Origin of the sequence: Collimonas fungivorans (assembly GCF_001584145.1) — a bacterium.
Taxonomy (GTDB): domain Bacteria; phylum Pseudomonadota; class Gammaproteobacteria; order Burkholderiales; family Burkholderiaceae_D; genus Collimonas; species Collimonas fungivorans.
In genome coordinates, this window is record NZ_CP013232.1 from 1565206 (window position 1) to 1589507 (window position 24302).

A 24302-nucleotide genomic window follows, 5' to 3' on the forward strand; every position below is an offset into this window, starting at 1 on the left:
CTATCTGACAGCAACCTATTGAGGAGAATTTGCATGCCTGTTTTCAAGCAACAACAACTTTACATCGGCGGCCGCCGTGTCGACGCCAGCGGCAGCGATACCTTCCAGACCATCAATCCCGCCAATGGCGAAGTGCTGGCCGAAGTCCAACGCGCCACCAAGGAAGACGTCGACCGCGCCGTTGCCAGCGCCAGGCAGGGCCAGCGCATCTGGGCTGCGCAAACTGCGATGCAGCGCTCGCGCGTGCTGCGCCGCGCGGTAGCCATCCTGCGTGAACGCAATGACGAACTGGCTGAACTGGAAACCCTGGACACCGGCAAGGCCTTGTCGGAAACCCGTGCAGTCGACATCGTCACCGGCGCCGACGTCCTCGAATACTATGCCGGCCTGGTGCCGTCGATTGAGGGCACGCAAATCCCGTTGCGCGAAAGTTCATTCGTCTACACCCGCCGCGAACCATTGGGCGTGGTGGCCGGCATCGGCGCCTGGAATTATCCGATCCAGATCGCCCTGTGGAAATCGGCGCCGGCGCTGGCGGCAGGCAATGCCATGATTTTCAAGCCGAGCGAAGTGACGCCGCTGAGCACGCTCAAGCTGGCTGAAATCTACGCCGAAGCAGGCTTGCCTGATGGCGTCTTCAATGTCCTCACCGGCAGCGGCCGCGAAGTCGGTACCTGGCTGACCGAGCACCCCGGCATCGAAAAAATCTCCTTCACCGGCGGCACTGCCACCGGCAAGAAGGTGATGGCGAGCGCTTCCAGTTCCACCCTGAAGGAAGTGACCATGGAACTGGGTGGCAAGTCGCCGCTGATCGTGTTTGCCGACGCCGACCTGGAACGCGCCGCCGACGTCGCCGTCATGGCCAATTTCTACAGCTCCGGCCAGGTCTGCACTAACGGTACCCGCGTCTTCGTGCACAGCTCGATCAAGCAGGCGTTCGAAGCCAAGGTGCTGGAGCGGGTGGCGCGCATCCGCCTCGGCATGCCGCTCGACGCCAATACCAACTTCGGCCCGCTGGTCAGCTTCCCGCACATGGACAGTGTGCTGTCCTACATCGAATCCGGCATCTCCCAGGGCGCACGCCTGCTGGCCGGCGGCAAGCGAGAAATCAACGGCGCTTTTGCCCAAGGCGCGTTCGTGCAGCCGACCGTGTTCACCGATTGCCGTGACGACATGAAGATCGTGCGCGAAGAAATCTTCGGCCCGGTCATGTGCATCCTCGGCTTTGAAGAAGAAGATGAAGTGATCCGCCGCGCCAACGATACCGAATACGGCCTGGCGGCCGGCTTGATGACGGAAAACCTGAGCCGCGCGCATCGCGTCATCCATCAGCTGGAAGCCGGCATCTGCTGGATCAACACCTGGGGCGAATCGGCGGCGGAAATGCCGGTTGGCGGCTACAAGCAATCCGGCGTCGGCCGCGAAAACGGCTTGACCACGCTGGAACATTACACCCGCATCAAATCGATTCAAGTGGAACTGGGCGCCTATACCTCGGTGTTTTAAGAAAACGTCGCGTCTTATCACGATACCGCACCCTGCCGCGTGAGCGGCAGCGGCAAGCAAGGAGCATCATGCAACAAGCAAAAGAATACGATTACATCATCATCGGCGCCGGTTCGGCTGGCAATGTGCTGGCCACCCGCCTGACGGAAGACGCCGACACCACGGTGCTGCTGCTGGAAGCCGGCGGCCCCGACTACCGCTTCGATTTCCGCACCCAGATGCCGGCGGCGCTGGCGTTTCCGCTGCAGGGGCGGCGTTACAACTGGGCTTATGAAACCGATCCCGAACCGCACATGAACAACCGCCGCATGGAATGCGGCCGCGGCAAAGGGCTGGGCGGTTCGTCGCTGATCAACGGCATGTGCTACATCCGCGGCAATGCGCTGGATTACGATCATTGGGCCAAACGGGAAGGGCTGGAAAACTGGTCTTACCTGGATTGCCTGCCTTACTTCAAGAAAGCCGAAACGCGCGACATCGGCGGCAACGACTACCACGGCGGCGATGGCCCGGTCAGTGTGACCACGCCGAAGAGCGGCAACAACGTGCTCTACCATGCGATGGTGGAAGCCGGCGTGCAAGCCGGTTATCCGCGCACCGACGACCTCAACGGCTACCAGCAGGAAGGTTTCGGTCCGATGGACCGCACCACCACGCCGCAGGGACGGCGCGCCAGCACTGCGCGCGGCTACCTGGACCAGGCGCGGGCACGGCCTAACCTGAGCATCGTCACTCACGCTTTGACGGATCGCATACTGTTTTCCGGCAAGCGCGCCGTCGGCGTCGCCTGGCTGCATAACGACCAGCCGCAGACCGCGCAAGCGCGGCGCGAAGTGCTGCTCTGCTCCGGCGCAATCGCTTCGCCGCAAATCCTGCAGCGCTCCGGCGTCGGCCCGGCTGCGCTGCTGCGCCAGCACGACATTCCGCTGGTGCTGGACTTGCCCGGCGTCGGCGCCAATCTGCAGGACCACCTGGAGATCTACCAGCAATACGAATGCAAGCAGCCGGTATCGCTGGCGCCGGCCTTGAAACCTTGGAACCAGCCGCAAATCGGCGCCGAATGGCTGCTGATGGGAACCGGCATCGGCGCCAGCAACCAGTTCGAAGCGGGCGGTTTCATCCGCAGCGACGACAGTTTCGAGTGGCCGAACATCCAGTATCACTTCCTGCCGGTAGCGATCAACTATAACGGCAGCAATCCGATCAAGGTACACAGCTTCCAGGCCCACATGGGTTCGATGCGTTCGCCCAGCCGCGGCCGTATCCACCTGCGCTCGAAAGATCCGCGCCAGCATCCGAGCATTCTGTTCAACTACATGTCGACCGAACAGGACTGGCAGGAATTCCGCAACGGCATCCGTATCACGCGCGAGATCATCACCCAGCAAGCCTTGTCCGCCTATGCCGGCCGCGAAATCTCCCCGGGTGTGCAAGTGCAGAGTGATGCCGAACTGGACGCCTTCGTGCGCCAGCATGCGGAAACCGCCTTCCACCCATCCTGTTCCAACGCCATGGGCTACGACGAGATGGCGGTAGTGGATAACCAGGGACGGGTGCACGGCCTGGATGGTCTGCGGGTAGTGGACGCCTCCATCATGCCGCTGATCACCACCGGCAACCTGAACGCGCCGACCATCATGATTGCGGAAAAAATCGCCGACTGCATCCGTGGCCGGCAACCGCTGCCGCGGCTGGAAGTGCCTTACTACGTCGCTGGCGACAGGCCTGCGCGGCAGGGCTGACCCGAGTTTCGATTGCGGCGGCCCAGCAGATGCCGCCGTCACTTGCCATTGATTCCTACAGACCAGGTTAGCCGTCGTGCCGACCTGGATCTTATCGTTGCGTTGCGCCAGTTGTTATAGGTGCTTTGCACATGCCTGCTTCCTACATTCCTTAGATCTGCTACTCAATAGCCGCGTTACAGTTGGCCTTCCCACATCGATGGGCAGCCGCGATCTCTGCGATATCGGTGGTGCCTATCCATTTTCCAGGAGGGCAGACCATGTTTGTTTCATTTTTTCCCACCAGCATTCGTGAAGTTGTGCCAAGACACGCCGGGTCATGGCTGGTCAAGTTGATGCTGTTGATGACCCTGATGATTACCGTGTCCGGCTCGACAGCGGCTGCGGCGCCGGCATCTCTGGACAAAACCCGGCAAGCTCAGCTTGAAGCCCAGCTGACGGGCGAGCTGCAACGCGTTGTCAATGCGCAGCGGCGCATCGAGGGGCAAGGGCGGGATGTTGCCGTCAGCGCCAGATTCGTCCGTGATAACAGGCAACAACTCGGACTGGTAATTGATTTGAGCGAGACGTATGTGCCGCGTGTATTTGGTGCTGAGATGGAAGATCTGGAACATGAACTAAGCACGGTATGTCATCAACTGCTACGAGATATAGTCGTTGTTAGAAACGTGGAATTTCGTTATGGGGGCAAAGATGTCTACCACTATTTTCCTGAGCAACTTGAGGAAGATAAGCAGGCTAGAACTGTCAGTGCGGCTTCCGCCTGGCCAATGGCTGCAGCTACCGTGGTGACGGCATCTGGTCATGGTATCTATTATCACTACGGATTCAAAGACTGGCGAGCTCAGCGTGATCCGAGTAATGGCATTGTCGAAGACTTCCTCACCCCAAATTATGCAACGGAGCTGTCGCTTTGGCTGAGCAGGCGTAGCGAAGCTGCGAGCCACTTCCCGCGTTCAACGTCTTCTGATGAGCATGAACCTAGCAGCCAACCATGGAGTAATGTTGGAGCGCGCTATCATTTACGAGCAATGTATCCGGATAGGCCAGAGATTTGGCATTCGTTGCCGAATGCTTCTGATAATTTGCGAGAGCGGAATGAAGATATCCGCAGCAGACCGTTATTTGCCAATGTCATTGGGGCAAATGCTCTCTTCCACATGCATACCAATGCCGCTAATGATGCGGCTGCTTCCGGAGCATCTGCGTTTTTCCAGACAGGACGTGTGAAGGATCAGCAACTGGCTGACAATATTCTTTGTTACATGAAGGAGCTGATTCAAGCGAAGGATTCGTATAAAAATTATAAAGTATCGAGTAAGGCGAGTGGAGGAAATTATGCGGAGAATCGATTGGCAACCATGCCCTCGGTCATCATTGAAGCGGGCTTCCATACCAATCCCAGCGATGCTGCAGCACTCAAGGACCCGGTATTTCGGACGGCGGCGATGAAAGGTGTAGAAAAAGGTTACCGGCTCACTGCTGAAGACAAGGGCTGTGAACCATTCAAGATTGACCGCATTCCGGATGCGAGCGGCATGCAGAACACCTACATTCCGGTCGAGGTGCATTACCAAGGGTATCCGCAGTTTGCGGTGACAGCGAAAGTGGAAGTCGTGAGCTGCCCGAGCGGCTGGATTTGCAGCGGCGGCGAACTGGAGTATCTGGACCAGGAGGATACGCCGCTGGTCTATGAAGTCATGTGTAACGGCATATCGTGGTCACCGGCGACTTTCCGCTTCAAGACCAGTCTGAGTGACCTGGATGGCGTCAGCCCCGCCGCGGTTGAACATAATATGACTTGCCTGCCGCCAGGGATTCGGAGCAACAGCGGGACAGACGAGAGGCCAAGCATCAGCGTCCGCCCGCAAAAGACACTTTAAAAAGACCCTTTAATAAGCGCCCATGAAGTCGCGCTTGCCGACTTCCACGCCGTTATGGCGCAGGATGTCATAAGCGGTGGTCACGTGGAAGAAAAACTGCGGCAGGCCGTAACCCAGCAGGTAAGTCTGGCCGGTCAGCTTCTTTTCTTTCGGCGTGCCGGGACGCAAGACGATTTCCAGCGTTTCGCTGCCGTCGATTTGCGCCGCGGTCAGGCCGTCGATGAATGCCAGCGTCTTCTGAACGCGCGCATGCAGATCGGCGAATGTCAGTTCGCTGTCTTCATAAGAAGGTACTTCGGCGCCGGCCAGGCGGGCCGGCACGCTCTTGGCGAAATCGGCGGCGATCTGAACCTGGCGCAGCAGCGGGAACATGTCGGGGAACAGGCGTGCCTGCAGGAAAGCATTGGGATCGATTTTCTTTTCGGCGGCGTGCGCTTCGGCTTTTGCCAATACGTCGTTGAGTGCGCTCAGCATCTGCTTGAAGACGGGAATCGAGGCGCTGTACATGGAGATTGTCATGGGTGTTCCTTGGTTGGTGATGGCTTGGTGTCCGGGAAGGGTGGCGTGATTATAGTGCTTGCATGCGGAGTCCGCTGCAACTGTCCCATATCCTTAAAGTCCCAGCAGTCTTTTCTTGGTGCTGATCCATTCCGAACGCGAAATCAATCCCTGCTTGTACTGCTCCGCCAGCCTGTCCAGTTGCTCAAAATCCACGGGCGCACGGGTGACCGCCTGGGAGGCCGCGATTTTTTTCTCGATCGCGGTTTTCAGGTTGGCGAATTTAGTGAATTGCCTGTGGTTGAACAGCACCGTATTTTCGTCGCTGGCCGCGCGGATCAGGGTGTCGTCGCTTTGTTTGCCATGGCTCAGGTAAAAACGGATATAGCCATTGGTCAACAGGCCAGGCAACTGGATGCGGACCGAGCTCAGGGCCGCGACCGGGATGTCTTTTTCACTATTGCGGGACTGCGTCAGGCGCGCCATGGCGCCGGCGCGTTTTATCTGGACGCGGTCGCTGAGCAAGGTTACCTGGCCGTTGATGCCGCGCACCTGCATCTCTACCTGTATGACTGCCTGGTTCACGTCTGCTGCTTTCTGGTTCACGATTGTTTCAAGTTCGTCTCAAACGATGATTATTGTTGTCTATGCATCACATAATGTAACACCGCGGCCAGAATGGATAAAGACGCCGGACCGGATTTACGGTGCGACGTCTTTGTCTTCAGCTGCCAGGCCTGTTACCCGAATCTGTTACTTGATCCAGCTGTCCTTCAAGGTAACAGTCCGGTTGAATACCAGCTTGCCCGGCTGCGAATCAACCCGGTCGGCGATGAAGTAGCCGTGCCGTTCGAACTGGTAGCGCTGCTCCGGCTGGGCATCTTTCAGGCCGGGCTCGAGGTAGGCGGTGATCACTTTCTTGGCGTCCGGGTTCAATGCCGCCTTGAAGTCCTTGCCGCCGGCGTCCGGATGCGGATCAGTGAACAGGCGGTCGTACAGGCGTACTTCGGCCTCGATCGCATGCGCCACGCTGATCCAGTGAATGTTACCTTTAACCTTGTAGTTGGCGCTGCCTTCGGTGCCGCTCTTGCTGTCCGGGAAATAGGTGCAATGGACCGCAGTCACCTTGCCATCCGCATCTTTATCAAAGCCGGTGCATTCGACTACATAACCATGGCGCAGGCGCACCCGGCTGCCCGGCTTGTCGGCAATCGGCGGGAACAGGCGGAAATAGCCTTTGACCGGCGTTTCCATGAAATCTTCCTGTTCTATCCACAGCGTCTTGCTGATCGGGAAGTGGCGCAACGCCGTGGCGTGTTCCGGATGCGCAGGCGGATAGACCGGCGCATGGCAGGCCACGGTTTCGCCTTCGGGAAAATTGTCAATGATCAGCTTCAGTGGCTGCAGCACGGCGCTGGCGCGTGGCGCCTTGGGATCGAGATCTTCGCGCAGGGCGCCTTCCAGCGAACTCATGTCGATCCAGCCGTCGGACTTGGTGACGCCGGTGCGGTCGCAGAACAATTGCAGCGATTCCGGTGTAAAGCCGCGGCGCCGGATGCCGACCAGGGTGGGCATGCGCGGATCGTCCCAGCCGTCGACGATGCCTTCGTCCACCAGCTGGCGCAGCTTGCGTTTGCTGGTGATCACGTAGGTCACGTTGAGGCGCGAGAATTCAAACTGGTGCGGCACCGGTTTTTGCAGGAAACCGGCGCTGCTCAGGTGCTCCAGCAGCCAGTCGTAGAACGGGCGGTGGTCCTGGAATTCCAGGGTGCAGATCGAATGCGAAATGTTTTCCAGCGCATCGGAAATCGGATGCGTGTAGTCGTACATCGGATAGATGCACCATTTGTCCCCGGTACGATGGTGATGGGCATGGCGGATCCGGTAGATGGCGGGGTCGCGCAGGTTCATGTTGGGCGACGCCATGTCAATCTTGGCGCGCACGATATGTTCGCCATCCTTGAATTCGCCGGCTTTCATGCGGCGGAACAGGTCCAGCGATTCCTCGGCCGAGCGGTTGCGGAACGGCGAATCCTTGCCTGCTTCGCCGAAATTGCCGCGGTTGGCGGTCATCTGTTCGGCGCTTTGACTGTCGACGTAAGCCAGGCCGGCGGTAATCAGGTATTCCGCCATTTCATACAGCTTGTCAAAATAGTTGCTGGCGAAGTACAGGTGTTCGCCGGTGTTGTCTGTCCAGTCGAAACCCAGCCAGCGCACGCTGTCGATAATGGTGTCGACGTATTCCTGTTCTTCTTTTTCAGGATTGGTGTCGTCGAAACGCAGGTGGCAGCGGCCGGCATAGTCGCGCGCCAGACCGAAGTTGACACAGATCGACTTGGCGTGGCCGATATGCAGATAGCCGTTGGGCTCCGGCGGAAAACGGGTGACCACTTGCGGCAACGGCTGACCTTGGCTGTCCTTGCGTTCGGCGTAGGCGCCGGCGGTCAGGTCGGTTTCGATGATGCCGCGCAAGAAATTGGACGAGGCTGGTGCAGGTGGGGTGTGGCCGTTGGTGTGATCGTTGCTCATGGAGGATCTATATGTACGCTTTGCGCTTTGCTGAATAAGGATGTGTGACTCATTTTACCGTAGCGTGGCGCTTTGCAGGAGCGGCCGGAGGGATTTTGTTGCACTGCGGTCCGGCGGCTGGCAAAGGCAGGCGGGCAAGAGACATTTGTTGTCATAAATGCTATCGCAAACTGCCTCCCGGATGACCGTTGTCAGTTACATCTGCCTGAACAGATGGGCGAATACGCGGCTGACCGCCAGGCTTTCGCTGCGGCCGCGCAGCTTCAGCGACAACTTTCCGCTTTCGTCGCGGGTCGCCAGCTGGATGAACTGGTGATTGACGATGGTGCCGCGATGCACCTGCCAGAACTGCCGGCTGTCGAGCTGCGGCAGCAATTCCTTGAGGCTGGTGCGTATCAGCGATTCGTGCTCGGCAGTGACTACATTGATGTATTTGTCGGTGGCTTCGAAATAGATGACCTCGCCGATCGGGATCATGCGGATCTGGTTGCCGACCGCGGCCCGGATCATGGTCAGCGGCTCTGCGCTGGCCTTGGGCTGCATATTGCGCAATTGGCCGATCAGGTTGTCCAGCGCTGCATTGCCGTCGCCGTTCTGCTGCAGGCGTTGCTGCAGGCGGGCGATGGTCTTGCCCAGGCGAGCGTCGCTGATCGGTTTCAGCACGTAATCGGCGGCGGCCTGCTCGAAGGCGCTGACTGCATATTCGTCATAGGCGGTGACAAACACGATCAGCGGAAAGGCTTCGTTCTCCGGCCATTCCTCGGCCAGTTCCTGGGCTGCTTCGAGCCCGGTCTTGCCGGGCATCTTGATGTCCAGGAACAGGATGTCGGGACGCTGCCTGAGGGTTTGCTCGACTACCGCCTGGCCGTTGTCGACGCTGGCGATGATCTGCAGCTCCGGCCACAGGCGCTGCAGGGCTTGCTGCAGTGCAGCCGCCAGGATCGGTTCGTCTTCGGCTATCAGGGCACGCAAATTGGATGAGTTGGTCATGGCGGGATGGGTAACTGGAGTTGAGCGACAACGCCGTGCGGCAGCTTGGGTTTCAGGGTCAGGCTGGCCTGGGCCCCGTACAGCGCCTGCAGGCGTTCATGGATATTGCTGAGGCCGATGTGGCTGGCATGGCTGGCCGGCGGCGGCTGCTGCAGCGACGACCAGGCCGTCAGCCCCAGGCCGGTGTCGCTGACGTCGAGCAGCAGCAGCTGGCCTTGGCGGCTGGCGACAACTTCGATCCGGCCGCCTTCGATCTTGGGTTCCAGTCCATGCTTGATGGCGTTCTCCACCAGCGGCTGCAGCAGCATCGGCGCTATCACGGTGCCGCGCAGGGCCGCCGGCAGCCGCAGGTCAAAGCTGAGGCGGTTGCCCATGCGCAGCGACATCAGTTCCAGGTAGGCTTCCATCAGGGCGAATTCCTGCGCCAGCGTGGTCTGTTCGATGCGCGACGAGGATAGCGAAGCGCGCAGGAAATGGATCAATTGATCCAGCATCTGCTGCGCCCGCGGCGGATCCAGCGCGATCAGGCTTTGCAGGGTAGCCAGCGTATTGAACAGCATATGCGGCTCGATCTGCGCCTGCAGCATCTGCAGTTGTGCCTGCAGTGCCTGTTTCTCGATGCCGACCGAGCGCGCTTTTTCGGTAGCTGCCTGGTTGCGCAGTTCAGCCAGCGTGCTGAGATTCCAGAAAAACAGCGTGGCGCCGATGCAGACCGACACTGTCAGGATCACCAGGCCGAGGCCGCCAAGGTTCATGTACATGGAAAAATTATCCACGGCCAGGCCGAGCATCCAGCTGGCCAGCTGGATGCCGAGGAACAGGGCGAGGCCGGAAGCAACCATTGTGAATGCGAGGAAATGCACTTTGTGCAGCGTTGCTTTGCGCTGGAACAGATAGCGGCCGGTCTGGATGAACAGCAGCGCCAGCATGCCGATGCATAGCGAAAACACCAGGTTGGTCCAGAAGAGATCGTTGATGCGCATTACATAGGTGACTATCACGGCGCAGATGACGTCGATGCCGATGTTGACGAGCAGGCTGCGCAGCAGGCGCCGGGCGAGCGGCTGGTCGTTTTGCGGCAATGAGGTGGTCGGCTTCATGCGGGAGGATTGTGGTTATGTTTGTCTAGTTCGCGTTCTATCATGCGCCGCTTCCATTGCGCGCCCGGAGCGTGCAGGAACACCGCCAAGGCGTGTGATAGTAACCCGATTCCCCAGCCTAGGATCGGCCAGAATGCCCATGCGTGGCCAGGATTTTGCAGGTAATTCAGCAGCGCCAGCCCGCTGTTGACGATCAGGTATATCGCCAGGTGCCTGAAAAAGCCGATTTTGCGTTCAACCCGGTCTTGTGCATCCTGATAACTGAGGGTGTTGTGGTTCATCGTTGTTCTCCTGTGTAGGTATGCATGAATTCTGAACGCCATGGCCCGCGGCCGACAGCAAAATGCGACGAAACCGGCTCAGGATGTCGCGAATGGCGTCCGCGGCGCGATGAACGAAATCCGGGGCAGGATCGCCGGGCGGGGTGTGCCAAACAAATCGAATCATTTAAGATGGCAGTTCAGGATCGGCAATACAGCTTCCAGTACCTTTTATGGTTGCCTGATCGTTATTCCAACGTATTTGCTTGAAAGAGAAGAGTTATGTGGCCTTATCCAAAAGTTGTCGCACATCGCGGCGGCGGCACCCTGGCGCCCGAAAACACCCTGGCTGCCATGCGCTCCGGTCTGCAGCATGGTTTCCATGCAGTGGAATTCGATGTCATGCTGGCGCGCGACGGCGTGCCGGTGCTGATGCACGACGCCGTGTTCGGACGCACCGTGCGCGGCGTCGGCAAGGTTGCCGATTTTAGCGCGGAGGAACTGACCGCAATGGACGCCGGCAGCTGGCTGGGGCCGCAATTTGCCGGCGAGCCGGTATGCACTTACCGGCAGGTGCTCGAATTCTGCCGCCGGAACGGCATCTGGATGAATGTCGAAATCAAGCCGGCCGAAGGGTTTGAGATAGAGACCGGGCGCGTGGTGGCCCAGGTCACAGAGGAGTTCTTCAGCGCCGAGGTGGCGGCACACGCAGCTCACGGGCGCGACGCCTGGGCCGATCCGGCTTTGCCTTTGTTATCGTCTTTCTCGTTTGCCGCCCTGCGCGCCGCGCAAGTCGCCGCGCCAGATATACCGCGCGGCTTCCTGACAGACGTCATCGAGGATGACTGGCAAGAACGCTTGCAGGAACTGGATGCGGTGGCGCTGCACACCAACCACAAATACCTGTCGCCGATGCAGGCGCAGGCAGTCAGCCAGGCCGGCTACGGTTTGTTTTGCTACACGGTGAATACGCCGACCCGGGCCAGGGAGATCCTGGGCTGGGGCGTGGATGGGTTTTGCACGGACCGGATCGACCTGATCGGCGCGGATTTCCCCGGTGCGCCAGGCTGAAAACCGCTTTGCAGCCGCCGCCCAAAACTGTTGGTAACTTCATGTCAACCAAATCCAGAAGCTGGCGTTAATAGAGTGCGGAACCGAGTTTCAGGCCATGTGCTCCGTGACCGGGCGAATGGTTGATTGTAGATTTCACTCGCAAAGTATCAAATAAGCACTAAATTTGCTTGTTTTTAAAATAACTGAAAGGAAGTCAAAATGAAGATCAATAAATTGCTGGCTGCCATCGTTGTCGCTGCTTTCGCTCTGCCAGTCATGGCGCAAAACGCTCCTGCAGCCGCACCTGCTCCTGCCGCACCAGCAGCCGCACCGGCCGCTGATGCAGCTGCCGCAGCGCCAGCGAAAAAAGCTGGCAAGAAACATCACCACAAGAAAAGCCACAAAATCACAGCTACACCGGTAAACAAAGGCGCTTAAATAGCGTGCAATACAACTGATACAGGCGCAAATACCGCCTTCATATCATTAAAAGCCCGCCGGAAGCGATTCTGGCGGGCTTTTTTCATGTGGCCGCGGCAGAATAGCCCGGCAGGTATCACGTATAATCAAAGGTTTGCAAAAGGACATACTTAGAGGACTTACGCAAAACTGCCCCAGCGGCGTACTCCTCCTAGCCGTACGCCGTACTGTCTTCGTCGTCGTGCCTTGCTGGGACAGTTTTGCGTAAGTCCTTATATTGTGTCCCTTGCCTTTTTCCGTTTCATTTTTTGCCCAAGAACATGAACTCAGCCGAAATCCGCGAAAAGTTTCTCAAATTCTTTGAATCCAAAGGCCACACCATTGTGCGCTCGTCGAGCCTGGTGCCAGGCAACGATCCGACATTGCTGTTTACCAATTCCGGCATGGTGCAGTTCAAGGACGTGTTCCTGGGCACCGAAAAGCGCAACTATGTGCGCGCCACCTCGGTCCAGCGCTGCCTGCGCGCCGGCGGTAAGCACAACGACCTGGAAAACGTCGGGTATACCGCACGCCACCATACTTTTTTCGAAATGCTGGGCAACTGGTCGTTCGGCGACTATTTCAAGCACGATTCGCTGGTCTGGGCCTGGGAGCTGCTGACCAAGGTGTACGGCTTGCCGGCTGACAAGCTGTGGGCCACTGTATATGAAACCGATGACGAAGCCTTCGATATCTGGCACAAGGTGATCGGCCTGCCGAAGGAGCGCATCGTGCGCATCGGCGACAACAAAGGTGCGCCGTATGCGTCGGACAATTTCTGGCAGATGGCCGACACCGGTCCCTGCGGTCCTTGCTCCGAGATTTTCTACGACCACGGTCCCGACGTCTGGGGCGGTCCTCCGGGCAGTCCGGAGCAGGACGGCGATCGCTACATCGAAATCTGGAACAACGTGTTCATGCAGTTCGACCGCCAGATCGATCCGAAAACCGGCGTCGCCACTCTGACGCCGCTGCCTAAGCAATGCGTCGACACCGGCATGGGGCTGGAGCGCCTGGCCGCTGTGCTGCAGCATGTGCACAGCAATTATGAAATCGATTTGTTCCAACGCCTGATCAAGGCTGCTGCGCGCGAAACCAATATCACCGACCTGGAAAACAATTCGCTGAAAGTGATCGCCGATCATATCCGCGCCTGTTCTTTCCTGGTGGTCGATGGCGTGATTCCAGGCAATGAAGGCCGCGGCTACGTGCTGCGCCGCATTATCCGGCGCGCGCTGCGCCACGGCCACAAGCTGGGCCAGACCAAGCCGTTTTTCTACAAGCTGGTCAAGGACCTGGTGCTGGAAATGGGTGCTGCCTATCCAGAACTGCCGGCGGCTGCCGAGCGTGTCGAGCAGATACTGAAGCAGGAAGAAGAGCGCTTTGGCGAAACCCTGGAACACGGCATGAAGATCCTGGAAGCCGAGTTGCTCAAGAATCCGAAGAAACTGAGCGGCGCCACGGCGTTTACGCTGTATGACACGTTTGGCTTCCCGCTGGACCTGACGGCGGATATCTGCCGTGAACGCGAGATCGAACTGGACGAGGCCGGTTTTGCGGCAGCCATGGAGCGCCAGAAAACAGCGGCGCGCGAAGGCGGCAAATTCAAGATGACGGCGGCTGTCGAGTACAGCGGCGACAAGACCCGTTTCGTCGGCTATGACGAGCTGGCGCATGAAGCCAAAGTGCTGGCCCTGTATGTGGACGGCAGCGCGGTACAGAAAATCGACGCTGGCCAGGATGCCATCGTGGTGCTCGACACCACGCCGTTCTATGCCGAGTCAGGCGGCCAGGTAGGCGACTGCGGCGTGCTGGAAGCAGCCGGCACCCTGTTCGAAGTGACCGATACCCTGAAAATCCAGGCTGAAGTGTTCGGTCATCACGGCAGCCTGCGCAGCGGTTCGCTGGCAGTCGGCGACACACTCAATGCCAAGGTCGATATCGCGGTGCGCAACCGCACCATCCGCAACCATTCGGCGACGCATTTGATGCACAAGGCCCTGCGCGAAGTGCTGGGCGTGCATGTGGCGCAAAAGGGTTCGCTGGTCGATGCCGACAAGACCCGTTTCGACTTCAGCCACAATGCCGCTGTCAGCGCCGATGAAATCCGCCGCATCGAAGAAATCGTCAACCGCGAAATCCTCGCCAATGTCGCTACCGAAGCGAAACTGATGTCCTTCGACGACGCCGTCGGCGCCGGCGCCATGGCCTTGTTCGGCGAAAAATACGGCGATGAAGTGCGGGTGCTGTCGATTGGTACTTCGCGCGAATTGTGCGGCGGCACCCACGTCAGCCGCACCGGCGACATCGGCCTGTTCAAGATCGTGGCTGAAGGCGGCGTTGCCGCTGGCATCCGCCGCATCGAAGCGGTGACCGGCGAAGCCGGGCTGGCGCTGGTGCAGAACCTGAGCAACCGCGTCAATGAAGCGGCGGCGGCATTGAAAGCGCAGCCGGAAGAACTGACCCAGCGCATCGCGCAGGTGCAGGACCACGTCAAGGCGCTGGAAAAGGAACTGAGCAGCCTGAAATCGAAACTGGCGGCGAACCAGGGCGACGAGCTGGTGTCCCAGGCAATCGACGTCAAGGGCATCAAGGTGCTGGCGGCGACGCTGGAAGGCGCCGATAGCGCGACCTTGCGCGAAACCATGGACAAGCTGAAGGATAAGCTGAAGACTGCCGCCATCGTCCTGGCTGCGGTGAAGGATGGCAAGGTCAGCCTGATCGCCGGCGTCACTGCCGATGCCACCGCCAAGGTCAAGGCTGGCGAGCTGGTCAATTTCGTCGCCTTGCAGGTCGGCGGCAAAGGCGGCGGCCGGCCCGACATGGCGCAAGCCGGCGGCACCGACGCCAGCGGCCTGGCGGCGGCGCTGCAAGGCGTTGCAGCCTGGGTCGGCGAGCGTGTGTAATATTTGTAAATCGTTATTTTTATGCGCCTAATGAATTGCTTTGTCTTGTTATTTTTCTTTGCAATTTGACCGCTTTTTCTAGTCAGTTGGGGACAGAGTAATTCGCCACGCTACGGTGGCTCTTAAACTCTGTCCCACAATTAATTATGAATGATTTTAAATTCTGCCCGGTTTGCGCCACTTCCCTGATCCAGCGCAACGATGAAGGCGAAGGCGGGAAGTCGCGCCTGGCCTGCCCGAAGGACACTGGACGCACTGGGACAATCCGTTGCCGGTACTGGCGGCGATTGTCGAGATCGACGGCAAGATCCTGCTGGCGCGCAATGCGGCATGGGAAGAGGGCATGTTTGCGCTGATCACCGGTTTCATGGAGCGCGATGAAACCCCGGAGCAGGGCATCGCCCGCGAAATCAAGGAAGAAACCAATCTCGACGCCGAGCAGGTCACGCTGGTCGGCGTGTATGAATTCATGCGCAAGAACGAGCTGATCATTGCCTACCACGTCAAGGCATCCGGCCAGGTCCGGCTGTCGCCGGAACTGCTGGAATACCGCCTGCTGGAACCGGTCGCATTGCGCCCCTGGCGCGCGGGTACCGGTCACGCCGTCGCCGACTGGATGCGGGCGCAGGGACTGGCGGTCGAATATGTCGAGCGGCCCTTGTTGCAGAAGGCGCAGCCTGAACCTGCCGTGAAAGCGTAAAGGCGCTCGGGCAGTAAAAAAATAACACTGCCAGGCGGCAATGACTGGGTAAAATTGCATGATTAAAATCCCCACTTGCTCTTGACCCGCCATGTTGATTATTCCGGTAGACCGTAAGCCTGACTGGAAGCGCCCGCCGCTGGTCACTATCCTGCTGGTGCTGGTCAACCTGCTGATCTATTTCGGCATCCAGTGGCACGAGCGCAGCCAGATGGAGCCTGCTGCGCACTATTACCTGGTTGAGTCGCGCCTGCCGGAATTCGAATTCCCCGCCTATGCACGTTACCTGGAAAGCGATAACAAGCCCGAGGCCGCAGCCGCCATGCGCAAGGGGCTGGAGCGCTGGCGGCTGCTGCGGGCGCGGGCCGACCTGGCCGCGGCGCGCGACGGCAAGACCGCTTCGCTGGAAAACTACGAAGCGCTGATTGAGAACTGGTACGTGCTGGACGCCGACCTGCGTTTTTCTGCCTTGATGCAGCAAGCAAAACCGGCTCTGCTGGGCACCATGGCCGCTGACGACCTGGCCGAATGGAAGGAGCAGCGCGAGCACTACATGTCGACCCGCAAACGCAGTTTCACCGAACGCTACTCATTGATCCCGGCGCAGGCGTTCGAGCGCCCGGTTACCTTGCTGACGCATATGTTCCTGCACGCCAGCGTCGAGCACGTGCTGGGCAACATGGTGTTCCTGGCGATGGTCGGTTACGCGGTCGAGATATTGCTGGGCGGCGGCTGGTACCTGCTGTTTTATCTGTTGTCGGGTTTGCTGTCGGCCGCGTTTTATCTTGTATTCCGCGGCGACAGCATGATCCTGTCGCTGGGTGCTTCAGGCGCCATTTCCGGCGTCATGGGGATGTACACCGTGCTGTACGGTTTGCGCAAGATACGTTTTTTCTACTGGTTCCTGTTTTATTTCGACTTCTTCAAGGCACCGGCATTGATCATGCTGCCGATCTGGGTCGGCAAGGAAGCCTTCGACCTGTGGTTCGGTGCAGCCTCGAACACCAATTACTACGCCCATATCGGCGGTTTGCTGGGCGGCGCCTTGCTGGCCCTCGTTTATCGCTTGCTGGCGCGGCACAGGCTGGAGCAGGCGCACGCTACCTACGTTGCTCCCGCGGACGATGACAAGCAGTTGCGTAGCTTGCAGCAGAGCGCCTATTCAGCCTTGAGCCGCCTGGATTTCGAACGCGCGCGCCGTGATTTCAGCAGCCTGGTGAACCGCACCCTGGCGCAGCAAAAAGCACCGCGACCGGACTGGCTGCTGCAATTGTTCAATCTGTCGAAACAGGCGCCGGCCGCGCCGATTTTCCACAAGACTGCCGAGATGCTGCTGCGTCTGCCGAAGGGCAGCCTGGCCGAAGACAAGATCCATCAGGTCTACCTGGATTATGTGGCGAGAGCCGAACCGCGGCCGCAGCTGAGCAGCGAGCAATCGCTGGCGGCTGCCAAGCGCTTTGCCTTGAACGGCCAGCCGCAAACCGCGGCAGCCATCCTGCAGATATTGATGGTGACTGCGCGCCAGCACCAGCAGCTGCCGCAGCTGGTGCAGTTCGTGGCGCGGGGATTCATGGCGGCCGGCATGCACGACAAGGCGCAGCATTACCAGAAACTATTGCTGCAGCAGTTTCCGTTAAGTGAGGAAAGCCGGCTGGCGACCAGTCCCGGCAATCGATACTGATCAGGTTTGCGGCGCACCCTGGGCCAAACGTTCGATCACGTTCTTGTAGCGCTGCGCTTCGTCCGCCGCCGGGTTGGTCGGCCATTGCGCGATCACGTGGTTGAACAGCGACAGGGCGCGGGCATCCTGGCGCAAGTGGTCGGACAGCAGCTTGCCGGCCAGGACCAGCACTGCCGGCACATCTTTATGACGGGCGGCCCGCTTGTGGAAGCCTGACACGATTTCCAGCGCAATCTGGTATTCGCGCACCGAAGCGGCGGCCGCGGCAATTTCCAGTACATGGTCGGGATTGTCGATCTTGAATTCAGGATCGAGCTGGCGCGCCTGGCGCCAGGCGTCGCCGATGCGGCCCGGCTTGCCCGAGCGGGCCAGCGTAAACAGATGGCGCGGCGCATATTCCAGCTGCTTGGCCTTGTCGCCCTTGAGCATCAGCAGCTTGGCGTAATGGCTCGACAATTGCGCGTTGAACTGGTCGTAGCGCAGTTCTTCCCACACCATTTCGATGGCCAGGTTGATGTCGCCGTCGCGAATCAGCGCACCGATCTGCTGCGCCAGGATTTCGTCGTCGCTCAGGGGGCGGTTCTGGCGGCTGCTGGCCAGCGCATTGACTTCAAAGTTGCGATCGGGCGCATAGCCGATCTCCTGATGGTACTGGTACATCGTATAACCCATCAGGTTGAAGCCGACCAGAGTGAAATAGGCGCAAACGAAGATGGCCAGGCCGATCAGCATGGTAATCGGCAATTTCCCGAGGAACAGCTCAATGGTGATCGGCGCGCACTGGCTGAGGATGAAGCCGAATGCCCACAGCGCCAGGTAGGGCCAGCCGCAGGCCTTGATCATCTTGAACACGTTGAACGGATTGATGGCGTCGGTAAAGCTGTGGGTATGTCCCAGCACCATGATGCTGGCCGGCAGCATCAGGTTGGCCAGGGCACTCCCCAGCAGCCCGAGGAAGGGGTGGAGATCGGCCATGATGGCGACAAAGATCCCTTGCACCAGCATCACGAAATAAAGCTTGTAGGGCGACATCTTGTGCATGTCGTCCGGCTCGTCGAAATCGGCGTAGCGCAAATTGCCGAGCGAGGTTTGCTCCAGGATCCGGAATGCCTGGCGCATCAGGTCGATCGACAGGCCCAGGCCAACCAGCACCGCGACAATCAGGATGGCCGGCGAGTAGCCGTCGTCGCCGCTCCTACCCAGCAGCCACAGGCCGCTGCCGATCAGGGCGTATACGGCAGGGCGCCAGATCAGCTGCTGTTGCAGCGGATAGAGGAAAAAAAGAGGCAAGCGCTGCCAGAACGGCGTAATGTTGTTGTAAGGATTTTGGCTAAGACTGTCCTGCATGCTGGTTCCCCGGAATGACGCGCAGAGCTGCCTTAGAGCGGCATTGGCCCCGATATTTGTTCGTTACATTTTGTTACGTCAGAAAATGAATGTTAGCATGCGAATCGAAATTTAAATTGCATTAAAGACATATTTATTTGCGGCACTGCTGTTGTAAAAATGATTGATGGTTTGTTGCGATGCGTCAAAGGGTCCTGCGTTTGGAGTAGAATCATCAAACAGCAGCAAATGTTAAAAATTTTTACATTAGAAGTGGTTATGGAATTTAATAAAGAACTCGATGCACGCGGTCTGCACTGCCCACTGCCGATTTTGAAAACCAAGAAGGCGTTGGCGGACATGCTGAGCGGTGAAGTGCTGCGTGTGTTGGCGACTGACTCCGGTTCGGTGCGCGATTTCCAGGCGTTCGCGAAGCAGACCGGTAATGATTTGCTGGAGCAGAGCGAAGAAAACCGCGAGTTCATTTTCTTCATGAAGCGCAAGTAACAAAACAAGCCGCTGTCCTGCTGCAAGTCTTTACCTCTTCATGCGTAACCAGCGTCCTGCCGGTTACGCCATCCCTTGATTTTCCTGAATTTTGCTTAATTCTTGCCAGCCTTGTCCAAGGCTGGCGCATCATATTTCCAAAGCTTTAGCCGCGCCGCGCCTGTCATGCTCTACTAAGGGCTGGCGCGATTAGTCGGTTTGCTCTAAGATTTAATAGAACGATCGTGCTAAATTTCAGCGTCGGATCGAATTCTCTCTTATAATTCCCAATTAAGATTTACGTTAACGTCAATTCAGATTTTTTATTTTCAATAAAAGGCATAACGATGAAAGTATTAGTACCAGTCAAGCGTGTCGTCGACTACAACGTCAAGGTGCGGGTCAAGTCGGACGGCAGCGGTGTAGATATTGCCAACGTCAAGATGTCGATGAATCCGTTTGACGAAATCGCGGTGGAAGAAGCCACGCGCCTGAAAGAGGGCGGCAAAGTGACTGAAGTGATCGCCATTTCCTGCGGCGTGACGCAATGCCAGGAAACACTGCGCACGGCAATGGCGATCGGCGCCGACCGCGGCATCCTGGTCGATACCGCCGATACCGACCTGCAGCCGCTGGCGGTGGCCAAATTGCTGAAGGCCGTGGCTGACAAAGAACAGCCGCAGCTGATCATCCTCGGCAAGCAGGCGATCGACGACGATTGCAACCAGACCGGCCAGATGCTGGCTGCGCTGTTGGGCTGGCCGCAAGCGACTTTTGCTTCCAAGGTCGTGCTGGAAGACGGCAAGGTCACGGTCACGCGCGAAGTCGACGGCGGCCTGGAAACCATCGCCCTGACGCTGCCGGCCATCATTACCACCGATTTGCGGCTGAACGAGCCGCGTTACGTGACGCTGCCGAACATCATGAAAGCCAAGAAGAAGACGCTGGACGTGTTCAAGCCGGCCGACCTCGGCGTGGACGTCGCACCGCGCCTGAAGACATTGAAGGTAGTGGAGCCAGCCAAGCGCAGCGCCGGCATCAAGGTGCCTGACGTGGCGACCCTGGTCGCCAAGCTGAAGAATGAAGCCAAGGTCCTGTAAACGATTGCAGAACCGGATTGCAGAATCGGATTGCAAAACCGGCGAATTTCCAAACCACTATTCAAGAACCAAGCGTAACGCCGCGGCATTGCCGACACGATGCAGGCGAGCGCACATAAATCAGGAGCCCACATGACAGCCTTAGTCATCGCTGAACACGATAATGCCTCATTAAAAGGCAGTACTCTCAATACCGTCACCGCCGCCAGCCAATGCGGCGGCGAAGTCCATGTCCTGGTCGCAGGCAGCAATTGCGGCGCAGCCGCTCAAGCCGCGGCGCAACTGGCTGGCGTCAGCAAAGTATTGGTGGCGGATGCCGCTTATTTTGCCGATGGCCTGGCCGAGAACGTCGCCGAACAGGTGCTGGCCCTGGCTGCGGCCTACAGCCATATCCTGGCGCCGGCTACCGCCTACGGTAAAAACATCTTGCCGCGCGTTGCCGCCAAGCTGGACGTCGGCCAGATTTCCGAAATCACCAAGGTCGACAGCCCGGACACTTTCGAGCGTCCGATCTACGCCGGCAACGCCATCGCCACCGTGCAATCGAGCGACGCCACCAAGGTCATCACCGTCCGCACTACCGGCTTTGACGCTGCCGCCGGCGGCGGTTCTGCTGCCGTCGAAAACATCACGGCCGCTGCCGACTTCGGCAAATCCGCATTCGTCTCGCGCGAGCTGGCGAAATCGGATCGCCCTGAACTGACCGCAGCCAAGATCATCGTGTCTGGCGGCCGCGGCATGGGTTCCGCCGAAAACTTCAAGATCCTGGAACCGCTGGCCGACAAGCTCGGCGCCGCCATGGGCGCTTCGCGCGCCGCGGTCGACGCCGGCTTCGTGCCTAACGACTGGCAGGTCGGACAAACCGGCAAGATCGTGGCGCCGCAGCTGTATATCGCGGTCGGCATTTCCGGTGCGATCCAGCATCTGGCCGGGATGAAAGACTCCAAGGTGATCGTCGCCATCAACAAGGACGAAGAAGCGCCGATTTTCTCGGTGGCGGACTACGGCATTGTCGGCGACCTGTTCGAGATCGTGCCGCAGCTGGTGGCTGAACTGGGCTAAGTCAACTACGGCCGACGGGCATTTTGCACGACGTCGAGAAGCAGGGTTTTTCGACGTTCTGTTAAAAATCGAAAGTATACGGGTGGTATTGCAGGTGCCGGTTTTGTCAGGCCCGGTGGTGCCGCCCAATTTTTTGGAGTCACTCATGAGTTATGTTGCCCCCTTGAAAGACATGCTGTTCGTTCTTAACGAGCTGGCTGGTCTGGAGCAGGTCAGCACGCTGCCTGGTTGCGAAGACGCGACACCGGAAACAGTAGAAGCGGTATTGCAGGAAAACGCCAAGTTCTGCAGCGAAGTCGTGGCGCCCTTGAACCGTAGCGGCGACCAGGAGCCCAGCTATTGGCGCGACGGCGAAGTCACCACCAGCAAAGGTTTTAAAGAAGCGTTCAAGGCATTTGCCGAAGCCGGCTGGCAAGGCGTGCAGCATCCGGTGGAATTCGGCGGCCAGGGTTTGCCCAAGCTGGTGGCGACGCCATGTATCGAGATGCTGAATGCGGCCAACCTGTCTTTCGCCCTGTGCCCTTTGTTGAGCGACGGCGCGATTGAAGCCTTGCTGACTGCCGGCAGCGACGAGCAAAAACGGATCTACCTGGAAAACCTGGTATCCGGCAAATGGACCGGCACCATGAACCTGACCGAGCCGCAGGCCGGCTCTGACCTGGCGCTGGTGCGCACCCGTGCGGTGCCGCAGGGCGACGGCACTTACAAGATTTCCGGCACCAAGATTTTCATCACCTACGGCGAACACGATATGGCTGAGAATATCGTGCACCTGGTGCTGGCGCGCACGCCGAGTGCGCCGGAAGGAGTGAAGGGCATTTCGTTGTTCATCGTGCCGAAATTCATGGTCAACGCCGACGGCACCCCGGGTGCACGCAACGATGTCCATTGCGTTTCGCTGGAACACAAGCTGGGCATCAAGGCCAGCCCGACCGCGGTGCTGCAGTTCGGCGACAACGGCGGCGCTGTCGGCACCCTGGTGGGTGAAGAGAACCGCGGCCTCGAATACATGTTCATCATGATGAACGCTGCGCGTTTTGCGGTTGGCTTGCAAGGCATCAGCGTGGCCGAGCGCGCTTATCAGAAAGCGCTGGCCTATGCCAAGGACCGCGTGCAATCGCGCGACCTGGCGGGCTCCGCCGGCGCCGTGACCATCATCCACCAGCCGGACGTGCGCCGCATGCTGATGAGCATGCGTTCGCAGACCGAGGCAGCGCGTGCGCTGGCTTATGTCACTGCAGCTGCCCACGACGCCGCCCATCATCACGCCGACGAAGCGACGCGTAAGGCCAACCAGGCGTTCTATGAATACATGGTGCCTGTGGTCAAGGGCTGGTCGACCGAGATCTCTATCGACGTCGCTTCGACCGGGGTGCAGATCCACGGCGGCATGGGCTTCATCGAAGAAACCGGCGCGGCCCAGTTCTACCGCGATGCGCGCATCCTGACGATTTACGAAGGCACCACTGCGATCCAGGCTAACGACCTGGTCGGCCGCAAGACCGCGCGTGACGGCGGCGCGGTGGCCAAAGCCATCATTGCCCAGGTGCGCGCCACGCAAGCCGAGCTGGCGAACAGCGGTGCGGCTGACCTGGTCGCCATCGGCAAGCAGTTGGCCAGCGGCGCCGACGCGCTGGAGCAAGTGGTCGCTTACGTGGTCGGCAACCTGAAGAGCGACATCAAGGGCGTGTTTGCCGGCAGCGTGCCGTACCTGAAGCTGGCCGGCATCGTGCTGGGCGGCTGGCAGCTGGGGCGGGCGGCGCTGGTGGCGACGCAAAAACTGCAGTCGGCGGCGGGCGACAGCAATTTCTACCAGGCCAAGATCGGCACGGCGCGTTTCTTTGCCGAACATATCCTGTCCCAGGCTGACGCTTATCGCATTTCGATCGTCGAAGGCAGCAGCGGCGTGATGGCGCTGACGGAAGACCAGTTCTGATTTTTCCTGGCGTAACGTAAAAAAAGCAGCCGCTTGGCTGCTTTTTTTATTGATGCAAGGGTGCCGGCTCAGCCGTAGGCGCCGCCGGTGAACAACAGGTCGAAAGTGCGGGCAATCGCGCCGATCAGGGCAATCGCTCCCACTCCCAGGGTCAGCACCACCAGCAGCACCACAAACCAGCTGGAGTCCGATTGGCGGCCGGAGCCGGGGTTGTATTGCGCATCCCATTTTTCGTCCGGCGTCAGTCCTATGACCAGCGATTCGATGCAGGCAACCAGGCCGGAGACGATCAGCGGTCCGAACAGGAATGCGGTTTGCTGGGTTTGTCCCAGAAACAGGTACGCCAGCAGGGAAATTGGCAAAGTGGCAAAATGTAGCCAGCCCCACACGTCTTTGCTTCCCCTCAGGTAAAAGCGATGCAGGCCGATGCTGCCGAATACGGTAGCCACGAAAGTGGCGAGGGTCTTGTTCTTGTGGGCTTGGGTCATGTGCGGGATGGATGGGGCTGGAACAAAAAAAGAAGGCAATCCTTGCATCAAGTGGGAATATTGCTAATATACTGGCTTGGCTATCGCCACTGATGTTTCCGAAGCGCACCATGCGTGCCGGAAAGCAGATTGAGGGCGTAGTGTACAGCCTGCTTCAATAGAATGTCACTTTGATAGTCAGGCCCGCTCGCGGCATAGAGCCGCAGAGCGTTTTAGAGCCCTGCAAATACCTGTTTGACGTAGTGAAACCACACCCATGGCCTGCTTTGGTTGCGGGAGCGGCTCACTTTGCGTTATAATTTGCGGCTTTTTCCGTGTTCGAACACTTTTTGGAAACATTATGGTCGTTATTCGTTTATCCCGTGGTGGCGCAAAGAAGCGTCCTTTTTACAACATCGTAGCTACTGATTCGCGCAATCGCCGTGACGGTCGCTTCATCGAGCGCATCGGCTTTTACAATCCGGTAGCTTCCGGTGCAGAAGAGACTTTCCGCATTGCTCAGGACCGCCTGACGCATTGGCAAGGTGTTGGCGCGCAATTGTCGCCGACCGTTGCACGTCTGGTAGCCGACGCTGCCAAAAAAGCTGCTTAATTAGC

20 protein-coding genes and 1 pseudogene are annotated in these 24302 nt (G+C 58.8%); 13 read left to right on the top strand and 8 right to left on the bottom strand.

The features are described from left to right. Window positions 1-33 precede the first annotated feature (33 nt). The 3 genes from betB to CFter6_RS06780 all read left to right on the top strand — a co-directional run bounded on the left by betB (window position 34) and on the right by CFter6_RS06780 (window position 5131). Window positions 34-1506: a betaine-aldehyde dehydrogenase gene (gene betB, locus CFter6_RS06770; protein WP_061539284.1), complete on the top strand. Its 1473-nt coding sequence runs from the start codon at window positions 34-36 to the stop codon at window positions 1504-1506. 68 nt (window positions 1507-1574) lie between these two features. After that, entirely contained in the window at window positions 1575-3248 is a 1674-nt protein-coding gene (gene betA, locus CFter6_RS06775; RefSeq protein ID WP_061539285.1) for a choline dehydrogenase, read from the top strand. Between the two features lie 260 nt (window positions 3249-3508). Continuing rightward, window positions 3509-5131, top strand: coding sequence for an N-acetylmuramoyl-L-alanine amidase (locus tag CFter6_RS06780; RefSeq protein WP_061539286.1), 1623 nt, complete (start codon window positions 3509-3511; stop codon window positions 5129-5131). A gap of 9 nt (window positions 5132-5140) precedes the next feature. Here CFter6_RS06780 and CFter6_RS06785 read toward each other — a convergent pair whose 3' ends face one another. The 6 genes from CFter6_RS06785 to CFter6_RS06810 form a co-directional block, all read right to left on the bottom strand. Continuing rightward, the gene (locus CFter6_RS06785; protein WP_061539287.1) at window positions 5141-5650 is read right to left on the bottom strand and encodes a DUF1993 domain-containing protein; all 510 of its coding nucleotides are present in this window, start codon (window positions 5648-5650) and stop codon (window positions 5141-5143) included. A gap of 93 nt (window positions 5651-5743) precedes the next feature. Next, a complete protein-coding gene (locus CFter6_RS06790) occupies window positions 5744-6235 on the bottom strand; it encodes a DUF4429 domain-containing protein (RefSeq protein ID WP_061539288.1) in 492 nt (163 codons plus the stop codon). Between the two features lie 147 nt (window positions 6236-6382). Then, the gene (locus tag CFter6_RS06795) at window positions 6383-8158 is read right to left on the bottom strand and encodes a glutamine--tRNA ligase/YqeY domain fusion protein (RefSeq protein WP_061539289.1); all 1776 of its coding nucleotides are present in this window, start codon (window positions 8156-8158) and stop codon (window positions 6383-6385) included. A gap of 195 nt (window positions 8159-8353) precedes the next feature. Then, window positions 8354-9148, bottom strand: coding sequence for a LytR/AlgR family response regulator transcription factor (locus tag CFter6_RS06800; RefSeq protein ID WP_061539290.1), 795 nt, complete (start codon window positions 9146-9148; stop codon window positions 8354-8356). Then, window positions 9145-10248 (bottom strand): sensor histidine kinase, encoded by a 1104-nt coding sequence (locus CFter6_RS06805; protein ID WP_061539291.1) that lies wholly within the window; start codon window positions 10246-10248, stop codon window positions 9145-9147. The genes CFter6_RS06800 and CFter6_RS06805 overlap by 4 nt, the downstream gene beginning before the upstream one ends. Continuing rightward, on the bottom strand, window positions 10245-10529 hold the full coding sequence (locus CFter6_RS06810; protein ID WP_061539292.1) for a 2TM domain-containing protein: 285 nt from the start codon (window positions 10527-10529) through the stop codon (window positions 10245-10247). Before CFter6_RS06810 ends, CFter6_RS06805 begins: the two co-directional genes overlap by 4 nt. 261 nt (window positions 10530-10790) lie before the next feature. On the opposite strand from CFter6_RS06810, the gene ugpQ reads away from it, so the two are divergent. The 5 genes and pseudogenes from ugpQ to CFter6_RS06835 all read left to right on the top strand — a co-directional run bounded on the left by ugpQ (window position 10791) and on the right by CFter6_RS06835 (window position 17307). After that, the gene (gene ugpQ / locus CFter6_RS06815; protein ID WP_061539293.1) at window positions 10791-11579 is read left to right on the top strand and encodes a glycerophosphodiester phosphodiesterase; all 789 of its coding nucleotides are present in this window, start codon (window positions 10791-10793) and stop codon (window positions 11577-11579) included. Between the two features lie 201 nt (window positions 11580-11780). After that, window positions 11781-11999, top strand: coding sequence for a hypothetical protein (locus CFter6_RS06820; protein ID WP_061539294.1), 219 nt, complete (start codon window positions 11781-11783; stop codon window positions 11997-11999). A gap of 302 nt (window positions 12000-12301) precedes the next feature. Then, window positions 12302-14926: an alanine--tRNA ligase gene (alaS, locus tag CFter6_RS06825; protein ID WP_061539295.1), complete on the top strand. Its 2625-nt coding sequence runs from the start codon at window positions 12302-12304 to the stop codon at window positions 14924-14926. A 146-nt stretch (window positions 14927-15072) separates the two neighbouring features. After that, window positions 15073-15626: pseudogene (locus CFter6_RS06830) on the top strand (NUDIX domain-containing protein). Between the two features lie 91 nt (window positions 15627-15717). Continuing rightward, window positions 15718-17307, top strand: a complete 1590-nt coding sequence (locus CFter6_RS06835; RefSeq protein WP_061539296.1) for a rhomboid family intramembrane serine protease — start codon at window positions 15718-15720, stop codon at window positions 17305-17307. Here the strand turns inward: CFter6_RS06835 and CFter6_RS06840 are convergent, their stop codons facing one another. Then, on the bottom strand, window positions 17308-18654 hold the full coding sequence (locus CFter6_RS06840; protein WP_061539297.1) for a tetratricopeptide repeat protein: 1347 nt from the start codon (window positions 18652-18654) through the stop codon (window positions 17308-17310). A gap of 258 nt (window positions 18655-18912) precedes the next feature. Here CFter6_RS06840 and CFter6_RS06845 point away from each other — a divergent pair, with 258 nt between their 5' ends. The 4 genes from CFter6_RS06845 (at window position 18913) to CFter6_RS06860 (ending at window position 23217) form a co-directional block, all read left to right on the top strand. After that, window positions 18913-19140 (top strand): sulfurtransferase TusA family protein, encoded by a 228-nt coding sequence (locus CFter6_RS06845; RefSeq protein WP_038491550.1) that lies wholly within the window; start codon window positions 18913-18915, stop codon window positions 19138-19140. A gap of 326 nt (window positions 19141-19466) precedes the next feature. Continuing rightward, window positions 19467-20219 carry an electron transfer flavoprotein subunit beta/FixA family protein gene (locus tag CFter6_RS06850; RefSeq protein WP_014005149.1) on the top strand — a complete coding sequence of 251 codons (753 nt, stop codon included), beginning with the start codon at window positions 19467-19469 and terminating at the stop codon, window positions 20217-20219. 132 nt (window positions 20220-20351) lie between these two features. Next, the gene (locus CFter6_RS06855; RefSeq protein WP_061539298.1) at window positions 20352-21281 is read left to right on the top strand and encodes an electron transfer flavoprotein subunit alpha/FixB family protein; all 930 of its coding nucleotides are present in this window, start codon (window positions 20352-20354) and stop codon (window positions 21279-21281) included. 145 nt (window positions 21282-21426) lie between these two features. Further along, complete coding sequence (locus tag CFter6_RS06860; protein ID WP_061539299.1) at window positions 21427-23217, top strand: acyl-CoA dehydrogenase; 1791 nt, start codon at window positions 21427-21429, stop codon at window positions 23215-23217. Between the two features lie 68 nt (window positions 23218-23285). On the opposite strand, the gene CFter6_RS06865 is transcribed toward CFter6_RS06860, so the two are convergent. Continuing rightward, complete coding sequence (locus CFter6_RS06865) at window positions 23286-23705, bottom strand: NINE protein (protein ID WP_061539300.1); 420 nt, start codon at window positions 23703-23705, stop codon at window positions 23286-23288. Between the two features lie 340 nt (window positions 23706-24045). Between CFter6_RS06865 and rpsP the strand changes: the two genes are divergently transcribed. Then, entirely contained in the window at window positions 24046-24297 is a 252-nt protein-coding gene (rpsP, locus tag CFter6_RS06870; protein ID WP_041741387.1) for a 30S ribosomal protein S16, read from the top strand. Window positions 24298-24302 lie beyond the last annotated feature (5 nt).

Bases quoted from the DNA above. Each gene is read 5' to 3' on its own strand.
- betB (WP_061539284.1), top strand. From the start codon at position 34: ATGCCTGTTTTCAAGCAACAACAACTTTACATCGGCGGCCGCCGTGTC.
- betA (WP_061539285.1), top strand. From the start codon at position 1,575: ATGCAACAAGCAAAAGAATACGATTACATCATCATCGGCGCCGGTTCG.
- CFter6_RS06780 (WP_061539286.1), top strand. From the start codon at position 3,509: ATGTTTGTTTCATTTTTTCCCACCAGCATTCGTGAAGTTGTGCCAAGA.
- CFter6_RS06785 (WP_061539287.1), bottom strand. From the start codon at position 5,650: ATGACAATCTCCATGTACAGCGCCTCGATTCCCGTCTTCAAGCAGATG.
- CFter6_RS06795 (WP_061539289.1), bottom strand. From the start codon at position 8,158: ATGAGCAACGATCACACCAACGGCCACACCCCACCTGCACCAGCCTCG.
- CFter6_RS06800 (WP_061539290.1), bottom strand. From the start codon at position 9,148: ATGACCAACTCATCCAATTTGCGTGCCCTGATAGCCGAAGACGAACCG.
- CFter6_RS06805 (WP_061539291.1), bottom strand. From the start codon at position 10,248: ATGAAGCCGACCACCTCATTGCCGCAAAACGACCAGCCGCTCGCCCGG.
- CFter6_RS06810 (WP_061539292.1), bottom strand. From the start codon at position 10,529: ATGAACCACAACACCCTCAGTTATCAGGATGCACAAGACCGGGTTGAA.
- ugpQ (WP_061539293.1), top strand. From the start codon at position 10,791: ATGTGGCCTTATCCAAAAGTTGTCGCACATCGCGGCGGCGGCACCCTG.
- CFter6_RS06820 (WP_061539294.1), top strand. From the start codon at position 11,781: ATGAAGATCAATAAATTGCTGGCTGCCATCGTTGTCGCTGCTTTCGCT.
- alaS (WP_061539295.1), top strand. From the start codon at position 12,302: ATGAACTCAGCCGAAATCCGCGAAAAGTTTCTCAAATTCTTTGAATCC.
- CFter6_RS06835 (WP_061539296.1), top strand. From the start codon at position 15,718: ATGTTGATTATTCCGGTAGACCGTAAGCCTGACTGGAAGCGCCCGCCG.
- CFter6_RS06840 (WP_061539297.1), bottom strand. From the start codon at position 18,654: ATGCAGGACAGTCTTAGCCAAAATCCTTACAACAACATTACGCCGTTC.
- CFter6_RS06845 (WP_038491550.1), top strand. From the start codon at position 18,913: ATGGAATTTAATAAAGAACTCGATGCACGCGGTCTGCACTGCCCACTG.
- CFter6_RS06850 (WP_014005149.1), top strand. From the start codon at position 19,467: ATGAAAGTATTAGTACCAGTCAAGCGTGTCGTCGACTACAACGTCAAG.
- CFter6_RS06855 (WP_061539298.1), top strand. From the start codon at position 20,352: ATGACAGCCTTAGTCATCGCTGAACACGATAATGCCTCATTAAAAGGC.
- CFter6_RS06860 (WP_061539299.1), top strand. From the start codon at position 21,427: ATGAGTTATGTTGCCCCCTTGAAAGACATGCTGTTCGTTCTTAACGAG.
- CFter6_RS06865 (WP_061539300.1), bottom strand. From the start codon at position 23,705: ATGACCCAAGCCCACAAGAACAAGACCCTCGCCACTTTCGTGGCTACC.
- rpsP (WP_041741387.1), top strand. From the start codon at position 24,046: ATGGTCGTTATTCGTTTATCCCGTGGTGGCGCAAAGAAGCGTCCTTTT.